The following is a 16,942-nucleotide window of genomic DNA, read 5'->3' on the forward strand; positions in this document are numbered from 1 at the left end:
ATAAGTGATAATTATTACCAACCTGGGTTTTGGCCAAGTTTTGGGTTTTGCAACCTGTCAGTTTCAGGAATAGGGTATAGGTAATATTTGTCGTCCCATTTGCGCTGTACGGTGGTTAACCAGGTAAGTTCGTTTGCATTGTTTAACCTTTGCGGGTTAACGGTACCGTTTGATAAATTATCTGCAACACTTACGTAGGTAACACCGGCAACCTGGGTAGCAGGCGGGGTAGTGTAAAAGCATACATCCAATACGCCGTCTTCATTTAAATCAATTGGTACGTTCAATGCCGGTACGTAAAAACCATTCCAGGTCTGGTCCATTAGTTCGCCGCGTTTCCATCTGATGATATCACTAAACCTAAAGCCTTCAAAAGCCAGCTCTATACCGCGCTCGCGCCTTATTTCTAATAAAGAAGCATCAGATATAGCCGGGAAATAGTTAGTTTTAAGGTATTGATCTGCAACGACCGGTTTGGTGGCAGTATTACCGGTAATGCCGGCTCTTCTGCGCAGTGCACCAATGGTTATGTTCCAGTCTGCATCTGTTAACGTGTTTAATTCTGCTTTTGCTTCCGCATAGTTTAACAATACCTCGGCGTAGCGCATGATAGGGATAGAGTTGGTATTGCGGCTACCGCCATCCATTGATGCATCATCCTGTGTTAGTTTAATTGGTTGATAACCTGTATAGGTGTAAGAGAACACCGGTGGTGCAGCCTGCTGAGTAGCGCCATTTAAACGTGTATAATTACCCATACGGATAGTTTGTTGCAAACGCTTGTCGCGGCCCTTTACCTCTTGTGCAAATGGCAAAGTCCTGTAGCCGGCATTGTCTGTAAATGGCGTACCATCAATATTAAGGTAAGTGTTTACAAAGGTGCGTATAAAGCTAAGCCTATCGCCATAAGTCGCACTTGTCCAATACCAGTTGGCATCATTAAAGATACCTAATGTAGGGTCAACAACAGCGGCCAAAATTACCTCTGTTGCAACCGGGGTTTGGCTTGTAAAAAGTTGCCTGTAGGCCTTATCTGTACCGCCGGCAGTATTTAAGCTGAATCCACCATTATTCATTACTTGCTGTGCTGCTTCGGCTGCCTGGGTAAGTAAAGCCTCTGCAGTTGATTGCAGACTATACTCGGTATGGTACCTTCTAAAAGTGCCTTCGAATAAACAAACCCTTGATTTAAATGCATAGGCGGTGTACTTAGTAATAAGGCTACGGGTGTTATCTGTAGTGGTGATATTTTTGCTGGCAAAATCCAAGTCGGCAAGTATAGAATCTACCACCAATGTCCTGCTATCCCTCCCTTTGTAAAGATCAGGATCATCAATCTTCATGGTTTTGTTTATCCATGGTACATCACCAAAACGTTTCAGTTTATCAAAGTAAAACCACGCCCTAAAAAAGCGCGCCAGGCCCATAAAATGCTGGCGTTTTGCCAACTGCACTTTGGGGCTAACGTTGTTTTCTATAAAGTAATTGATATTACGCAGGGCTGTCCAGTCCCAGCCGGTACTTTGCCTGGAGCTGTATGCACCGGGCCTTAAAAAATCTGGCACAGATGTTCTGGCCGCATAATCAGACATGGCATCGGCACGTACTACCGCACCGGCATCTGGCAGGTTATCATAAAAAGAATTGGCATATAACTGCAAACCATCCACACTACCAAATACAGCGGGATTTAGTGCCGTGTCTTGCGGCACCTGGTCTAATTTTTTACAGCTAACTATAACTAAGCTTAAAAGCAGCAGTATTACAGATTGCCTTATGAAGGTTGATTTTAGGGAAAACATATTTAAGCTATTTAAATTGTTTGTGCTAATAATGATTAAAATGTGGCTGTTAAACCAATTGTTACGCTCTTAAGGATAGGGTAATTGTTTCCGTTACCGCTGCTTCCATCGGTTAAGATCCTGTCAGATCCGTTGATACTTTCAGGGTCAATATCTTTGGTGATCTTGTAAAGTGGCGACCAGGTTAACAGGTTTTCGCCGGATACAAATACACGCAGGTTGGTCAACTTGATTTTCTGTATCAGGTGCAAAGGCAGGTTATAGGCTACCTGTACGTTTTTCATACGCAGGTAAGCAGCGTTCTGCAAGTACTTGGTTTGCGCCTGTGTTAACTCGCCCTGGCCATTTTGTGCAACATAACCACGATATCTTGGGAAATAAGCATCGGGGTTGCTTTCTGACCAGATCTTGTCCAGCTGTGATACCGGTATTTTATTGTAGGGCCTGTTATATTGTCCCCAGAAAACACTTGCTTCCGAACCCGGGTACCAATCTCGTTTGGCCACCCCCTGGAAGAATGCTGAAAATGAGAAGTTATTCCAGTCGGCATCTACACCTATACCATAAGTGTATCTTGGGGAGGAGTTACCGATGATCTTCCTGTCGCCCGGTTTATCCACGGTTTTATCGCCATCATTTATAACACCATCACCGTTCAGGTCAGCAAATTTAATATCGCCCGGTAAAAGCTGGCCGGTGTTAGATGCTTTGATAAGTGTTTGTTTAGGTGAGTTGGCAATATCCTGCGCAGATGTAAAATAACCTGCAGTTTGGTATCCCCAAATTTCGCCTACGGTTTGGCCTGCGTAGTAGTCACTTAACCTTTTATCCGGATTGTTGTATTTAGTGATCTTGGCGGTATAGTCGGCAACGGTTGCCCTAATACCGTAATTTAATGGTTTACCACCAACATTAAATCGGTCTCTCCAGGCTACCGATACCTCCCACCCTGTAGTTTTTAAGTCGGCATAGTTACCTTTAGGTACATCTGTACCAAATACAGCGGGTAGGGTCATACCCACAGTAAACATGTCTTTTGTTCTGCGGACGTACGCATCACCCGTAATGGTTAAACGGTTTGATAACATGCCAAGGTCTAAACCTAAGTTTTGGGTATTTGATGTTTCCCAGGTTAAACCGTCGGGCAAAACGCCGGGCTGGCTTGTTTTCTGTGGTAAAACACCATTTAAGATCCTGCCCGATTTAGAAATATTGAATTTTTCCTGGAAGGCGTAAGAAGCAATACTACCGTTACCCAATGAACCATAAGACCCTCTGATCTTCAGGTCGGAGATAAGATCTTTTGAAACTTTCCAGAAAGGCTCGTTTGTAATCTTCCAACCGGCAGATACTGATGGGAAAAAGGCATACCGCTGATTTGAAGGAAATTTTGATGAACCATCGTAACGGCCGTTTGCCTCTACCAGGTACCGGTCTTTATAAGAATAGTTTAAGCGATAAAAGCCGCCCAATATATCCCATCTGTCCCATCCGCCTTTTGTGGTGATACCCTGGCCCAAAGCAAGATTAATATCAGTAGCATCTTCAGAAATTAAGCCGTTACGTAAAACGCTTACACTGTTTAATGTTGATTGCTCAAAATTAAAGCCACCCAATGCCTTAAAATAATGGCCGCCTTTTAACTTAGGCTCGTATTCGCCATAAATATTGGTAGCCATATACTGTGTGCTCTGGTTTACATTCTGATAATCGTTATAATTTGTACCTACGTACTCAATTACGCCCGGTTTGCGGCTGTATGGTACAGGCACACGTTTTTGTTTTTGATTGTTATCGGTATTCTGGAAAGTGAAATCACCTTTTACACGAAATACATTGTCAAAAAACTGGGCTACAAAGCCGGTGGTATTTCTAAACACGCGGTTATTAAAATCAATACCATTTTTGCCGTAATAATAATCGCCGACAGAATAAGCGGCAGAGTAGGTTAGGGTACCATCGGGGTTAAACATAGGCACCATAGTATGGCCCTCATCTGCAATGTTACGCCAGATGCTGCCGCCTTCGCCCACATTTAAGGGGTTATGGTATTTCATGTTAGAGTAATCGGCATTGTTATATAAGCTTAACCAAGGGTAAACCTGTAGCGAACCTTTTGCCCGTAAATTATAGATATTATAATCATCGGAGTTATAACGGAACAAACCATCTTGCGAGTAGTAACGGCCGGTGATCAGGAAATCGGCTTTACCGCTGTTGCCGGACACTGCAAGGTTATGTTCGCGGGCGCTGTTATGATCTTTGTATAACTGGCCGTACCAATCTGTATTGCCATAGTACTCATATTCGCCGGCCGAGTTTACAATAGTTTGTGGCAAAGATGGGTCGTTAGCATGCCTTTCTAACTCTTGTAAATAAGCTTGCGAGAATTTTACTGTTTTGTTGATATTTTGCGGAGTTTGCGAATAATCGTTCCACGCGCTCCATCCTTCGTTAAACATTTTGGCAAAGGTGTAGCCATTGGTCACAAAGTTTGGTACAGTGGTAGGGCTTTTTATCGACTGGTTAAACGAGTATGTAATACTTGTTTTCTCTTTCGATGGATTTTTGGTAGTGATCAATATAACACCAAATGCACCCCTTGCACCATAAATAGAAGCAGAAGCAGCATCTTTAAGTACCGAAACACTGGCCACGTCATTAGGGTTAACGCGGCTTGGATCGCCCTCTACACCATCCACCAGTACCAGTGCGTTACCACCCTGGCCAATAGAAGTAGTACCCCTGATGTTAAACGATGGTGATTGCAACGGTTTACCATCTAAAGGAGTAAGGTTTAAGTTAGGTATTACACCCTGCAAGCCTTGTGTAAGGTTGGGCAACGAGCGGTTCTCTAAAACTTTAGACGTAACCTGGTCTACCGCACCTGTAAGATTTTGTTTCTTTTGTGTGCCATAACCAACCACCAACACCTCGTTTAACGTGCCCGACTGGGCAACCAGCGTTATATTATTAACCTTAGTTTCTTCGCCAGACTTTATTTTAACCCCCGGTATGCGTTTAGATTCAAAGGAGATAAAGCTTACCAACATGGTATAGGTACCTTCGTCTGCAGTGATGCTGAACGCACCATTGATATCGGCTTGTGCACCTTTACCGGCCTCAACCAGCATAATGGTAGCGCCGGTAAGCGGTTCGCCTTTTTCGTCAACAATTTTTCCTGATATTTTACCGGGGGCTGCCTTTGGAGGCTGCTCTTTTTTATAAAGGGTAACAGTACCTTCTACTTCTTCTTTAAACCCGATTTGGGTATTGGCAAAAAGTTTTTTAAGTACAGTGGCTAAACGCTCGTCATTAAACGTGCCCCCTTTAATCTTAACCTCGGTAAGGTTTACCAGTTCAGGGTCGTAGGCAAAATCGATATGGCCTGCCTGCTCAATTTTTTTGACAGAACTGGAAAGGGTTTCGTTCCTGAAAGAAACGCTTACGCGTTTTTCAAAGATCTGGCCTGTGGTTGGGGCGGCTATGAGTACACCTGCGCCCGCAATAACTATGGTGTAAATAAGAAACGTGATACGCATGGCTTTAGTTAAGCAACGTAAATTTTTTTTCATACTTTTGAATTCTTAGTGAATTTTAACAGAGAAACTAAGGGTGTAAGCTAATAAGGCTCAATTTATTAGCTTTGCAAACTATGGCCGGATCTGCTACAGACCGGCTTTTTTTTATCAATAAATAATTACTTCATTATTTTTCCTCCTGAAACTGTTTTGATGAATAGAACATACAATTTTCAGCGTTTCGTCAACAGTGCGCAGCGGGCTGATAATTATATTGTATTGATAGGTGTATGTTAATTTGTTTTTGCTAATAAGCTTTATGCCGTAAACGTTATGAATGGCCAGGGCCAATTCGTTAAATGATGCATGGTTTAGCACGGTTTTGCCCTCCGCCCATTTTCTGCTGTTCTCGGCATTGTAGGTGCTTACATAGCCGGTGTGCTCTCTGGTAGAATAGGTCATTTTTTGGTTAGGTAACAGTACAGCCAGCTTTTTTTGCTTATCGTTTACCTGCACACGGCCGGTTCTAACAGTTACTGTGGCACTATTTAATTGCCTATATGCTTTAACATTAAATGATGTACCCAAAACGCGGGTAGTAATACTTTTGGTAATTACCAAGAAAGGGCGGGCGGGGTTCTTCCTTACTTCAAAAAAGGCCTCGCCTTCATCTAAATAAATATTACGGTTGGTATGGCTCTCAAAAGTTTTGCTTACGCGGATACTTGTTTGGGCATTCAGCCAAATTTTTGACCCATCCGGCAGATCCAGCTTTTTAAGCTGTCCGGTACCTGTGCTAATAGTTGTAAATGTTTCGTTAGCCTGGCGCTCAGGGGCTTTTTTGCGACTAAACAAAGCAGCGCTAACCAATAATATGGCAGCAGCCGCGGCAGCATATCTTCTATTAATGCTTATACGGCGTATTTTGGCTGGTGCAGGGTGTAAATGCTTTTGCACATAGCCATATATCTCTTCACTTAGCTGTGTTTCTTTCTCAGCAGATAATGAATGGTTACTGCTCTCGTAAGATTGGTACCAGTTGTCAACCAGTTTGCGTTCTTGCTCGGTTACATTATTTTTAAGGTAGCGGTCAATTAAATCTTTTAGTTCAGATGGGGTCATTCAGTTTTGTGCTGTTTTACTGATATGTTGCACAAAACGCCCTTTACTACTTCTATTTTAAATCAACTTTATGTTAACTTTTTGTAAATAGCGCCATAATCACAATAAAACAGTTTATGTAACGGTCGGGGTATTCAACCTTAAGGCGACGCTTTAATCGTTTTAAAGCTTCGGTAATATTGTTAGATACGGTTTGCTCGGCAAGATTCAGGTTTTCGGCAATTTCTTTAACCGAATAGCTGTCGCTTCTTAGTAAAAATGACCGCTTCATATTAACAGGCATAACTTCCACCTCTGCGCTGACAATTTCTTCAAGATCAAGATATCCATATAGGGCATCTGTTGTATAAAAACGGTCGGTCATGCGTTCCAACGCTTTTTCTATCGCACTCTGTTTAACATCTTCTGACCTAAAATGCTGAAGCACTTTAAGTTTAACAGCACCAAATAAATACTGGCTAAGCGTAGTACTAATTTGCAGGCCTATTCGTTTCTGCCAAATCTCGATCAGGAGATTTTGAACTATATCTTTCGCGGCGTCCCCATCGCCCAACCTGGAGAAAGCAGCGTTAAAAAGCGATTTCCAATAACGCTTATATAACTCATCAAAAGCATTGGTATCGCCTTGTTTAAGCAATTCCAACAACTCATCGTCGGTAGGTGGATTGTCAAATTTCAGCATGCTCCAAAATTAGTTAACCAACGTAAAGTAATTGTTAAATTTAAGGGTAAAGGAAAAGCGGTTAAAAATTATTACCCGCCGTGTTAAGCAAAAAAAGCCTAAGGGGAGCCAAACACCTAAGCTTTGTGGCCGTTATTTTTCCTTGTTAACCTTCCAAATAAAACCATCCAACACATAGTGGGTGGACTGGGGCAAGGCTAATAACGGAACCAATAGTGATAAAACTTGTTCGTTACTTATTTTTGGCAAACAGGCGAAAAAAGTAAAGACGCTTCCGTGCTCCTTCCAGACCATTCCATCCCATAAGCCTTCTTCTACATAGGCCAGAAAAGCCAGCAGCAAAACGAAAAACACCACGCCACCAAATTTGCTAAAAGTATATTTTAAAATAAGATTGTTTTTATTGCCGCTTTTACCATGCTTCTTTTTCTCGAAGATCCAGATCAAAGCCATATAAGGTATGCCATGCGATATCACGTTGAGGGTAGTAAAAGCCATATCTCCATTAAAATATACTATACCAAAATACCATGACAGAAACGTACCCCCGATAAGTAAATTACGGGGCCAGTTAAACGCTCCTGTATTTGCCAGATACGTAACTTCTTTAACAACATAAGTTGCAATTACAAGCAGGTATAACCCAAGCCCAATACCCAATAGTACCGGCGAGTGAAAAGATATGATATCGTTCTCTACAAACCAGCTAAAATTTCTGTCACCTTCGAAATGCCAGTAAAACAGCGGGTAAATCGTAGCGGTATAAATAGCCAGTTTATCTATCAGTCTGAACCAGCAATTGCTGCCCTCTTGCCGGGAGTATAGCCGCATAAATCCATACTGCTGCCTTACAAAATGAAAAACTGCCAGGTAAGCTAATACTCGCCAAAAAAGCATTCCGTTATAATTGTGCAGCAATACACCAACGATATAACAAGCAATAGGCACAATGATCAAAAAAGCCTCTTTTTTATACGATTTTGAATTGAAATAGGTACGGTATAGCGTACTGTAAACATGCGCAACATCAATAAAAACGACCAGAAACAACCAGTAATAAACGGGTATGGCAGATGATGCCTGGAATTGCGCCGGGAAACAAATAACCAGCAGCAAAGCAATAAACGGCGGCGACAAAATAAACACCCCGTCAATAATCGGCGAGTGCAGCCATGGTTGCTTATGTTTGGGGCTGTTTTCCATATATAGTTAAAACCTGGTTAGCCGCACGTATGCCCTGATGAAAAGCTTCCTCAAAAATAGATATGCCGCTCAGATCGGTATGGGCAAAAAACATGTTATTATTTACAGGCTTTTGTGCGGCCTTTCTGTTTGCCCCCCAAATATAGTTTACAGCCGGGTATATCATTCCATGGCCCCAAACCCAACATTCTACGTCCTCAATAGCATCTGTAATGCCCGGGTGCATATATTCCAGTTCGGGCATCATGATGCCCATCCACTGTTCGTATGTGCGCGTGTAAGCGGCGAGGCGTGCTACACGCGGTTCATGATCGCACAGCGGGAGGTACCATGTTAAAACCCTTTTTTCGTCGGTTATTTTAACCGTTTGCTGCCCGGCATTTACATATCCCACCGATGGTGTATCGTAAGCCACGTTATCCCAACATAAGCCTGCACCTTTTGCCTGTGGCAAACGGTTAACCGTAATATTGGCGATAAACCACGGCGAATAATTTAATTTAGAATAATCAACACCGCGCTGTATATCTTTGAATAACCGTTGATTTACAAATTGCGGCGTCGCCACAATCACATTATCAGCAATGATGTTGCTTGTTATGCCTTTAGCTATATCATAAATTGCCGCTACTACCTGCCCTTTTTGATTATAGTTGATGCTATAACACATATTGCCTTTACGTACGTGTTCGCCCAGTTCGGCAGCTAACTTTTGGGTTAACCAACCATTCCCCTCCGGCCAGGTTAATACGGCATTGCTTTCGGCATTGGCTGCTTTGCCTCTTCGCGATGCAAAATAATGGATGCCTGCCCAAGCGGATACTTTATCTATCTTTTGCCCGTAATCATCCTTGCAACAATAATTTAAATACCAAAGCAAATAAACCGATGTAAGCTTTTGCTGATGCAGGTATTCTTTAAAAGTGATCAGGTCTAATGCGCGATATTTGTCATCAGTACTGCTATTATCTATCGGGATATCGAAGGCAAATTTATTGTCGACGCCCTTTACCTTCTTGAGCTCGTCTATCAACGCAAAGAACTTTTTAACCTGCGCTTTATCATCCGCGCTCAATCCAAAATCGGGTACTATACCTTCCTGCCATTGCCCATTAATGAGCAAACGCTCTTCAGGGTCGAAGCAAAGGTAGTATTCATTGTAAACGGGCAGGCTATTTTCATACCCGGTAATTACACCACATTCCTGTAAAAACCCGGTAAGCAGGGTATCTTCATTATTGGCGATGGTGATATAATGCGCACCCAAAGGGTACGCCGAAACACTATTTTTACCCGAATATGAGTTACCGCCAACATGATCTTCCAACTCTAACAGTTCAAAATCGTGGTGGCCTTGTTTTTTTAACCAGCGTGCGGCTGATAGGCCAGAAATACCACTTCCAATGATCAGGGTTTTTATGGTGCGCGTAGCATTTGGTGCGGGCAATGGTAATTTATCACGCAGTATATGCCCCGCTTTTGCGTTTGGCCCTTTGATACTGCCTTTAATATTTTTGTAAGCGGTTTTCGGGTTGAGTTTGCGGATGCAACCGCCTAAAAAAATACCCGTGGTAACCAAGCCCGCTTTAAGCAGGAACGAGCGGCGGCTTAACCCTTTTACAAAGCCCGGGCTTTTATAAAACGGACGACCATTCATCTTCAAAGTATTTTACCAGCACCTGGTTGTTCAACTTATTTACCTCTGTTTTTACTTTAGCCATATCCTTGGGGAAGTAAAACATCAGGTTAAGGCTTTCTTTGGTCACGAAACGCATAACTGGTAAAAACACTGCCGGTTTTTTATAAACAGGGTTTTCGGTAGCCATAATATACCCCCACTCGCCAAATGACGGTACGTAGTTATGATACGGAATGGTGTGCAAACCGACCGAACGTAGTGTGGTATCGACCGTCCAGAAAGATTTTGGCGCCACATAAGGCGACGTTGCCTGTATAACCATAATGCCGCCGGGCGCAAGTACGCCTTTAGCCAGTTTATAAAACGAATTGGTGTATAGTTTCCCCACCGAGTAGTTTGATGGATCGGGAAAGTCAATCACCATAAAATCAAATTTCTTTTTGTCCTGTCGCAGCCAGGTGAAAGCGTCGGCATTGATCACTTTTACCTTTGGGGATAGTAATGAACTTTTGTTAAGGTTCAGCAACATTCGGTTTGATTTGAATAACCCCGTCATGCCTTTATCCAGATCTACCAGTGTTACGCTTTGGATATTGGGATACTTTAATATCTCGCGTACGGCCAGCCCATCGCCTCCGCCCATCACTAACACGTTATGTGCATTCGGCAGTGCCTGCAAACCGGGGTGAACCAATGCCTCGTGGTAGCGGTATTCATCGTCAGAACTGAATTGAAGGTTACCATTTAAAAATAAACGTAGCACTTTCCCTTTTTTGGTTAGAATGATGCGCTGGTAAGGTGTGCTTTTTGAATAAATAATGGTATCGGCATAGGTAAGGCTTTCAGAGAAATTGGTAATAACGCCGGCGTAAACAAAACCCACCGTAAGGGCAAGGACGCTGATAACGGCACTGGTTTGCAGATAAACTGCCGCCTTTATCTCCTTCTTAAAACTTACGCATACAATAAGGGCAACCCCAACGTTAAGGATACCCACCAGGTATGAGGTTTTTACCAGCCCAAGGTAAGGTATCAGCAACAAAGGGAATACAAGCGATGCCAGCAATGCGCCTATATAATCAAACGTAAATACTTTCGATACCAGGTCTTTAAACTCATAACGATCTTTTAATATCCGCATAAGAAGGGGTATCTCCAAGCCTACCAAAATACCCGTGATACCAACAAGGCTATACAGGATGATACGGAACGAGGCGACGCTTTCAAACACCAAAAAAAGGATGGTAGAGCTCGTGCCCCCCACAAGGCCAACCAATATCTCCAACTGGATAAACCACGAGATAATATTTTTCTCGAAGTATTTGGATACCCACGAACCTATGCCCATCGAGAACAGGTAAACACCTATGATAGTGCTAAACTGGGTTACCGAATCGCCCAGCAGGTAGCTGGCCAATGTACCCGCTATCAATTCATAGATCAGTCCGCAGGTTGCTACCACAAAAACAGATATCAGCAGCAGGGCATGCAGTTTTTTATTCATTCCTACCCGTGTATAGCTGAACTGATGATTATAGCCACCGCTATCATAAACGAGGCGCAAACGATGGCAAGAGCAATATTATGTTTCTCTACGATCTCTTTCCATAAATTCTCAGGTGTAATCTTTTCGATTATCCAGTAAGATACCAGCAGGATAAGGATACCTATTACAGAATACAGCACCGAAGCGGTAATGTATTTTAAATTAATTAGATCATGTAAGCTCATAATGATGTGTTTATTTATGGTAAAATGCGTGAACGCCCCTTACGCGGCTATTGTTGTTATATTCGGTGTTACGGGTTACGCTGCTGCTTTCCCAAAACGCGATGCCGTTAAGGGCCGCGTAGGTGTAATACCCTATAATAAGCAGGGCAAACACCAGATAAATACGTGCAGCTTTAATTGTATTCATTATTTGTCTGTTTCATAGGGTGAATAATCGCTGTTCATCCAACGTCTTTTTTCGTAATTACGCATCCTCAACCAGGCATACAGTGGGTAAAGACACAGTAGTAGAATGGTAACCCAAACATTGCGCCATACCACCGGGTTGGCGTTTATATTAATGTGGATACTTTTATTGCGGGTATCTCCAGATGCCGGGTAAATATTTAAATGGTATTTGCCGCCGGGAATGCCGGATAACAACACATTGGCTTCCTGCGAACCTTCCGACCAGCTTTCGCCATCTTCGTATCCGTGGTAGTACTCTATGCTTTCAGTCACCTCCCAGCTTTGGTTATCCTTTTCATTTACCAGCACTACCGTAGTCTCTAACCAATTATTATCAATATCCGATTTGATCGAAAATTCCAGGGCCGACGATGATTTATCTAAAGTAAATGATGGTGTAACAAAAGGTTTAAACTCGTTAACCTTAGTGGAATCGCTTAGGATAAAAAAATCGTTATCCATAACCATATGTTGCGGGTTAAGGTATAATGATATAAACCCTATAACAGCAACCAAAACCACTAATAAAGGGGTTAGCTTGTAAACGGAGAACCACCTTTTGGCATGTACCGATGGCTGGTTAGCACCAATGCCTATCTTTTCGGGGAATAGCTTTATATCCGTTTTAAAAGCATCTGCTATTTCCCTGGGTTCTGCATAACGGCCCAAGTAAAAATCGGCGGTGCTTGTGCCGGGCTTATCCTGCTCTTTGTATATAATGTTTGGCGGGGCGACAAACTCAGATGTTTTGGCCCACTCATATAATATATCCCAGTCAAACTCACCTAAAATAGCGGTGGTTATAGCCGTGTATTTATTAAACAGGTTGTATTCGTTATCTTCGAAATCAATAAATTCCCAGCTGCGGGCGCTCAGCTTTTCCAGATTTGGATAAAACTCTTTCCCGGCAACAAATGTCCAGTGCCCATCATACTCGGCAAAGTTGGCATAACCTTTTTCATAGTTGTAAAGGATATACTCCCGCCAGGCGTAACCGGCATCCTTTTCTTTTTTTTCTATATAGCCAATAACTTTAAAATTGTAACCATTAAATAAGCCAACGCTACCAAGCTTTAATACCGGTTGCTGTTTTATCGGCGGCGCGTTTTTTTGGATTACCGGGGTATCATTTGCTATAAAGCGAATAAAAGAATTACAGGATGAGCACACACAATACTCGCTACCCTCGGGGTCATAAAGTGTAATGATGTTCTTGCACTTTGGGCAGGTTACATCCTCCGAATAAGGGAAGGCCTTTAGATTTATTGTTGCCATATTACCTTACCAGTTCAGTTTTTTTTATTTCTGTGGCTTCAAAAAAACTAAGTATCTCATGATAAATAGCCCTTACCTTTTCAGAGTTATCTTTCTGGTAATTTGATAAAAAGATATCAAAAGTGGCCAGGTTAAACTCCGGCCAGGTATGTATGGATAAATGAGATTCTGTTAAACAAACAACGCCCGTAAATCCGGCGCCATCAAAATCGTGATAAACCTCCCCAACTTTTTCAAGCGAATACCGGGAGATAAGATTATCGAAAAATAATTTACAGGGTGCCGATGCAGAAAAGAAAGCTATATCGGCTGCAGAAAACTCTGCTAAAATATGTAAACCGGGTTGATAAGGCATTAATAGGGTTCTTCTAATCAAAAATATAAATTTATCGGATAAAGATTGTTAGCTACCCGAATTAAATCTGCTATTCCATTTCACCAAAAATCAAAAGAGTTGCCTGAGAATTATTTTGCTTTAATTTAAGGGAAGTGAAATTAAACGAATTCCTAAACCAACTATTCCATGAGGGCGTAGTCAATGTCAACAAAGTTTGCACATCGATATTCAACGCTTGATAATATCTAATTTTTTATTAATTTGTTTACAAAAACAGCAGTCTAATGAGGAAAATAACAGACGGGCCCCACCGGAATAAACAGCGAACAAAAGAAAATTTAATCAAAGCCGTTGGGCAACTTCTTCAAGATGACGGCTTCTCAGGTATCACAATTTCAAAAGTTGCAGACAAAGCTAAAATGGACCGAAAGCTTATCTACAACTATTTCGGAAACCTTGAAGGATTGATAAAAGGGTATTTAGAATCCAGGGATTATTGGAAAATTAACCCGGATGATATCGAAGGTATCATACAAAGCACCCAAAAAGATTCTGGAAAATCACTCGCTTACCAAGTCTTAGAGCATCAATTCGATAGCTTGCTATCGAATGAAGAGGTGCGGAGAATAATTACATGGGGATTAAGTGAAAAATCAACCTTACTTAAAGAGCTTGACCTTAGACGTGAAAATACAGGAGAACAAATTCTTAAGGCAGTATTTGACGAGCATTTCAAGGAGCGTGCAACTCATTTTCGTGCTGTTTATGGATTATTGATGGGCGGGATTTATTACCTGACTCTTCATGCGAAGATGCAGGAAAATACTTTTTGTGGAATAGATTTTCAACAGCGCTCCGGACAGGAAGAACTTAAGAAAGCAGTTAAACAGATCATTGACATGCTTTATAAATAAAAAACATTACAAACTTTTTTATAGTGACTGAAATCTCAACATTGATATTGAGCTTTGAATTTCATAAAGATTCTTAATTCCATAAAAGCAGGTTTATATGAATTATATCCCTTTAAAAATTTAAAATTATCACGAGCAAGGCTGTACCTCCGCATCTTTCTCCGTAAACGCTTTCCTTTCAAAATCTGTAGTCGACAAGACCACTAATAATAGATATTGGAAGCTTATTAACGAAAATGAAAAGAAAAATCCAGAAGAAGGCATCCCATTTTATAATCTTTTTAAACTCAATAACCATCCTCAATATCTGGAAAGTATGATCAATATCAATGCGGATATGTTGACGTATATCTCAAGCAATGTGAGCATCCGGTCTCGCTAAGGCAAGCGATTTTTTGCATCGGCATACAAAAACCTTAGATTTTATGGATATTTTATAGACATGCATTTACCATCCCGATACGTCTTAATTATTTGAACAGGCCCATTTTCGGAATAATTCCATTCTCCGTTTCTCTGACCGTTGACATAATGGCCATCCTCGACCATGTTTTTATTGAGAGAAATATCATAACGTTTCTCAATCCAGTAGCCATTTTTCAGGTGATTTTTGGTTAAGCCTTTTAGCTGGTAATCACCCCATTTTTTATCAACCGACGATGTGCTTAGGTAATCAAGGAACAAACCTTTTTTAACTTCATAGTTTAAAGTTTTTGTAGATGTGGCCTTCTTTAGATGGATAGTAATGCGGCTTTGCTTAATCCGGCTGTAACGTTGGTATTTCTCTTCTGAATCCAAGGCTTCATAACATAATAAACTATTGTATTCTGAAGCAGATGACTCATTTACGAGCAGAATAGCCTGGTAATCTCCATCCTCATAATCCACTTTTACATAAAAGGCTTTAAAATTTGTGCCGCCAATAACTAAATCTTTATAAGTATAAAATTGCATCAGGGTATCGTTAGATGAAACAAACAGATCCCACATAAAAGGTCTTTCTACATCCCTTTCCAATGCGCTATTTAATCTTGTTTTTAAAAGGCCGATGCTGGCTTGTGCCGTAATTTTTTTTTGAATAGCGCTTTTATCAATGCTGTTTACTAACGTTGAATCTGACCCATCAAATTCCTTACTATTGCTCACTTTGTTTGTTAGCAGTACGGAAAGAAATATGCAAGTGATAATACGTAACATAGAGATGGCTTTACTCTGGTTTCTTCAAATCAAATATAATATAAGTCTCTATATTGTGATATGTTTAATTTCTGTATTTTATCATTAGAAATCAGCATTTTAAAGATCTGATTAGCGCTTTCGCAAATGTGTTTTTTGCGCATGAATTAATTTCGCTGGTTTTCGAAGCAAAAAAGGTACCCGGGTATGGAGATTTACTGTCAGACTAATAAAAACTTCCAGATAGCAGATATAATGGAGTAATAACCTGTAATAGAAGTTGAGCATTACGGGATGTAAAAACAAGCTTCATTGGGGAACTTTTGAACTCTTTGATAACGTTAAAAGTAAGGGGTATGAGATTTTATTCAAACAATAAGAAATCTTGGGGTTATAAATAGAAAATAATATATGTCATATATAAATTTAGTAATGTCTTTAAAAGATTTTTATCAATATGTTGAAGACATTTTGGAGAAAGATAACGGTACTTTTTATATTGAAGTTAAAAATAAAAGCAAAATTTCACTGGAAAAAATTGTAAAAGGAGAGGCTAAAAAAATAAAAGGCAACAGAGAAAAAAATCTGAGATTTTACATTTTATCCGAACAATTTGATGATGTTTCTCGGGATGATATTTTTGGTGATGAAAAAGAGCCAATCGTTATTGACGGTGAAGGAGGAAGAGAAACAGCTGAAAATATTGAGCGTATTTCATTGAGAATCCTTGCCAAAAAACCAACTAAGAACACAACTAAAATTTTCAACGATATCAAAAATAAGCTAAAAAAAGACGACGAAATCGGAATGGGCGTGAAAGGAGGATCAAAACTTCATGACCATTATTTTTATCAGAAAAATCTTGTTGGAAAGAAAACATTCAAAACAGATCTTCACAACGATAAGGCACCTCTTGTTGAGGTAAAATAAAAAGTTAATAAGTGCTATAAAAAATTGAGGAGGTTAAAAAGCTATTATCTTTAATATCATTTAAAAATAATACGGAAGGGTACAATAAAGGCTTCGAAGGCAATAGATACGGTTGTTTCCAATGATCCCATCAAATCGCTGCTTACGGTGACATTCAGTTTGGAAAAATTATGCTATACAACTTTATGCCGGGTATTGCAGATGATAGGTAAGTTAGATCGTTTTCCCCATCGCATAACAGCAGACTTTGATACCGCTTGCGCCTGATACGATCTGTTACATGTCGGACTGATATGATAGCGCATAGCTACACCAACACATGGAAACATTATTGCTGCGCAGCTATCAAATAATAAGGTCAAGGAAATCCATTGCCTTTAGA

General features: G+C 40.8%; 14 protein-coding genes. 2 read left to right on the forward strand and 12 right to left on the reverse strand.

Going from position 1 to position 16,942, the window contains the following annotated elements; translation table 11 throughout:
- Nucleotides 1–14: 14 nt before the first annotated feature.
- The 11 genes from IDJ75_RS07060 to IDJ75_RS07110 all read right to left on the reverse strand — a co-directional run bounded on the left by IDJ75_RS07060 (nt 15) and on the right by IDJ75_RS07110 (nt 13,558).
- Complete coding sequence (locus IDJ75_RS07060) at nt 15–1,802, reverse strand: RagB/SusD family nutrient uptake outer membrane protein (RefSeq protein ID WP_191174935.1); 1,788 nt, start codon at nt 1,800–1,802, stop codon at nt 15–17.
- A gap of 35 nt (nt 1,803–1,837) precedes the next feature.
- Complete coding sequence (locus IDJ75_RS07065; RefSeq protein WP_191174936.1) at nt 1,838–5,377, reverse strand: SusC/RagA family TonB-linked outer membrane protein; 3,540 nt, start codon at nt 5,375–5,377, stop codon at nt 1,838–1,840.
- A gap of 114 nt (nt 5,378–5,491) precedes the next feature.
- Nucleotides 5,492–6,445 (reverse strand): FecR family protein, encoded by a 954-nt coding sequence (locus tag IDJ75_RS07070; RefSeq protein ID WP_191174937.1) that lies wholly within the window; start codon nt 6,443–6,445, stop codon nt 5,492–5,494.
- A 73-nt stretch (nt 6,446–6,518) separates the two neighbouring features.
- Nucleotides 6,519–7,127, reverse strand: a complete 609-nt coding sequence (locus IDJ75_RS07075; RefSeq protein ID WP_191174938.1) for an RNA polymerase sigma factor — start codon at nt 7,125–7,127, stop codon at nt 6,519–6,521.
- 132 nt (nt 7,128–7,259) lie between these two features.
- On the reverse strand, nt 7,260–8,330 hold the full coding sequence (locus tag IDJ75_RS07080; protein WP_191174939.1) for a hypothetical protein: 1,071 nt from the start codon (nt 8,328–8,330) through the stop codon (nt 7,260–7,262).
- Entirely contained in the window at nt 8,308–9,987 is a 1,680-nt protein-coding gene (locus IDJ75_RS07085) for an FAD-dependent oxidoreductase (RefSeq protein ID WP_191174940.1), read from the reverse strand. The genes IDJ75_RS07080 and IDJ75_RS07085 overlap by 23 nt, the downstream gene beginning before the upstream one ends.
- Entirely contained in the window at nt 9,965–11,473 is a 1,509-nt protein-coding gene (locus IDJ75_RS07090; RefSeq protein WP_191174941.1) for a polyamine aminopropyltransferase, read from the reverse strand. The genes IDJ75_RS07085 and IDJ75_RS07090 overlap by 23 nt, the downstream gene beginning before the upstream one ends.
- 2 nt (nt 11,474–11,475) lie before the next feature.
- Nucleotides 11,476–11,700 carry a DUF350 domain-containing protein gene (locus IDJ75_RS07095; protein ID WP_191174942.1) on the reverse strand — a complete coding sequence of 75 codons (225 nt, stop codon included), beginning with the start codon at nt 11,698–11,700 and terminating at the stop codon, nt 11,476–11,478.
- 10 nt (nt 11,701–11,710) lie between these two features.
- Nucleotides 11,711–11,887, reverse strand: coding sequence for a hypothetical protein (locus tag IDJ75_RS07100; RefSeq protein WP_191174943.1), 177 nt, complete (start codon nt 11,885–11,887; stop codon nt 11,711–11,713).
- Nucleotides 11,887–13,203: a DUF4178 domain-containing protein gene (locus IDJ75_RS07105; protein ID WP_191174944.1), complete on the reverse strand. Its 1,317-nt coding sequence runs from the start codon at nt 13,201–13,203 to the stop codon at nt 11,887–11,889. The genes IDJ75_RS07100 and IDJ75_RS07105 overlap by 1 nt, the downstream gene beginning before the upstream one ends.
- Before the next feature lies 1 nt (nt 13,204).
- On the reverse strand, nt 13,205–13,558 hold the full coding sequence (locus IDJ75_RS07110; protein WP_191174945.1) for an S-adenosylmethionine decarboxylase family protein: 354 nt from the start codon (nt 13,556–13,558) through the stop codon (nt 13,205–13,207).
- Between the two features lie 266 nt (nt 13,559–13,824).
- On the opposite strand from IDJ75_RS07110, the gene IDJ75_RS07115 reads away from it, so the two are divergent.
- Nucleotides 13,825–14,454: a TetR/AcrR family transcriptional regulator gene (locus IDJ75_RS07115; protein ID WP_191174946.1), complete on the forward strand. Its 630-nt coding sequence runs from the start codon at nt 13,825–13,827 to the stop codon at nt 14,452–14,454.
- 423 nt (nt 14,455–14,877) lie between these two features.
- On the opposite strand, the gene IDJ75_RS07120 is transcribed toward IDJ75_RS07115, so the two are convergent.
- Nucleotides 14,878–15,651 carry a toxin-antitoxin system YwqK family antitoxin gene (locus IDJ75_RS07120; protein WP_191174947.1) on the reverse strand — a complete coding sequence of 258 codons (774 nt, stop codon included), beginning with the start codon at nt 15,649–15,651 and terminating at the stop codon, nt 14,878–14,880.
- Between the two features lie 411 nt (nt 15,652–16,062).
- Between IDJ75_RS07120 and IDJ75_RS07125 the strand changes: the two genes are divergently transcribed.
- Entirely contained in the window at nt 16,063–16,560 is a 498-nt protein-coding gene (locus tag IDJ75_RS07125) for a hypothetical protein (RefSeq protein WP_191174948.1), read from the forward strand.
- Nucleotides 16,561–16,942 lie beyond the last annotated feature (382 nt).

Origin of the sequence: Mucilaginibacter rigui (assembly GCF_014773275.1) — a bacterium.
In the GTDB taxonomy this organism is placed as follows: Bacteria; Bacteroidota; Bacteroidia; order Sphingobacteriales; family Sphingobacteriaceae; genus Mucilaginibacter; species Mucilaginibacter rigui_A.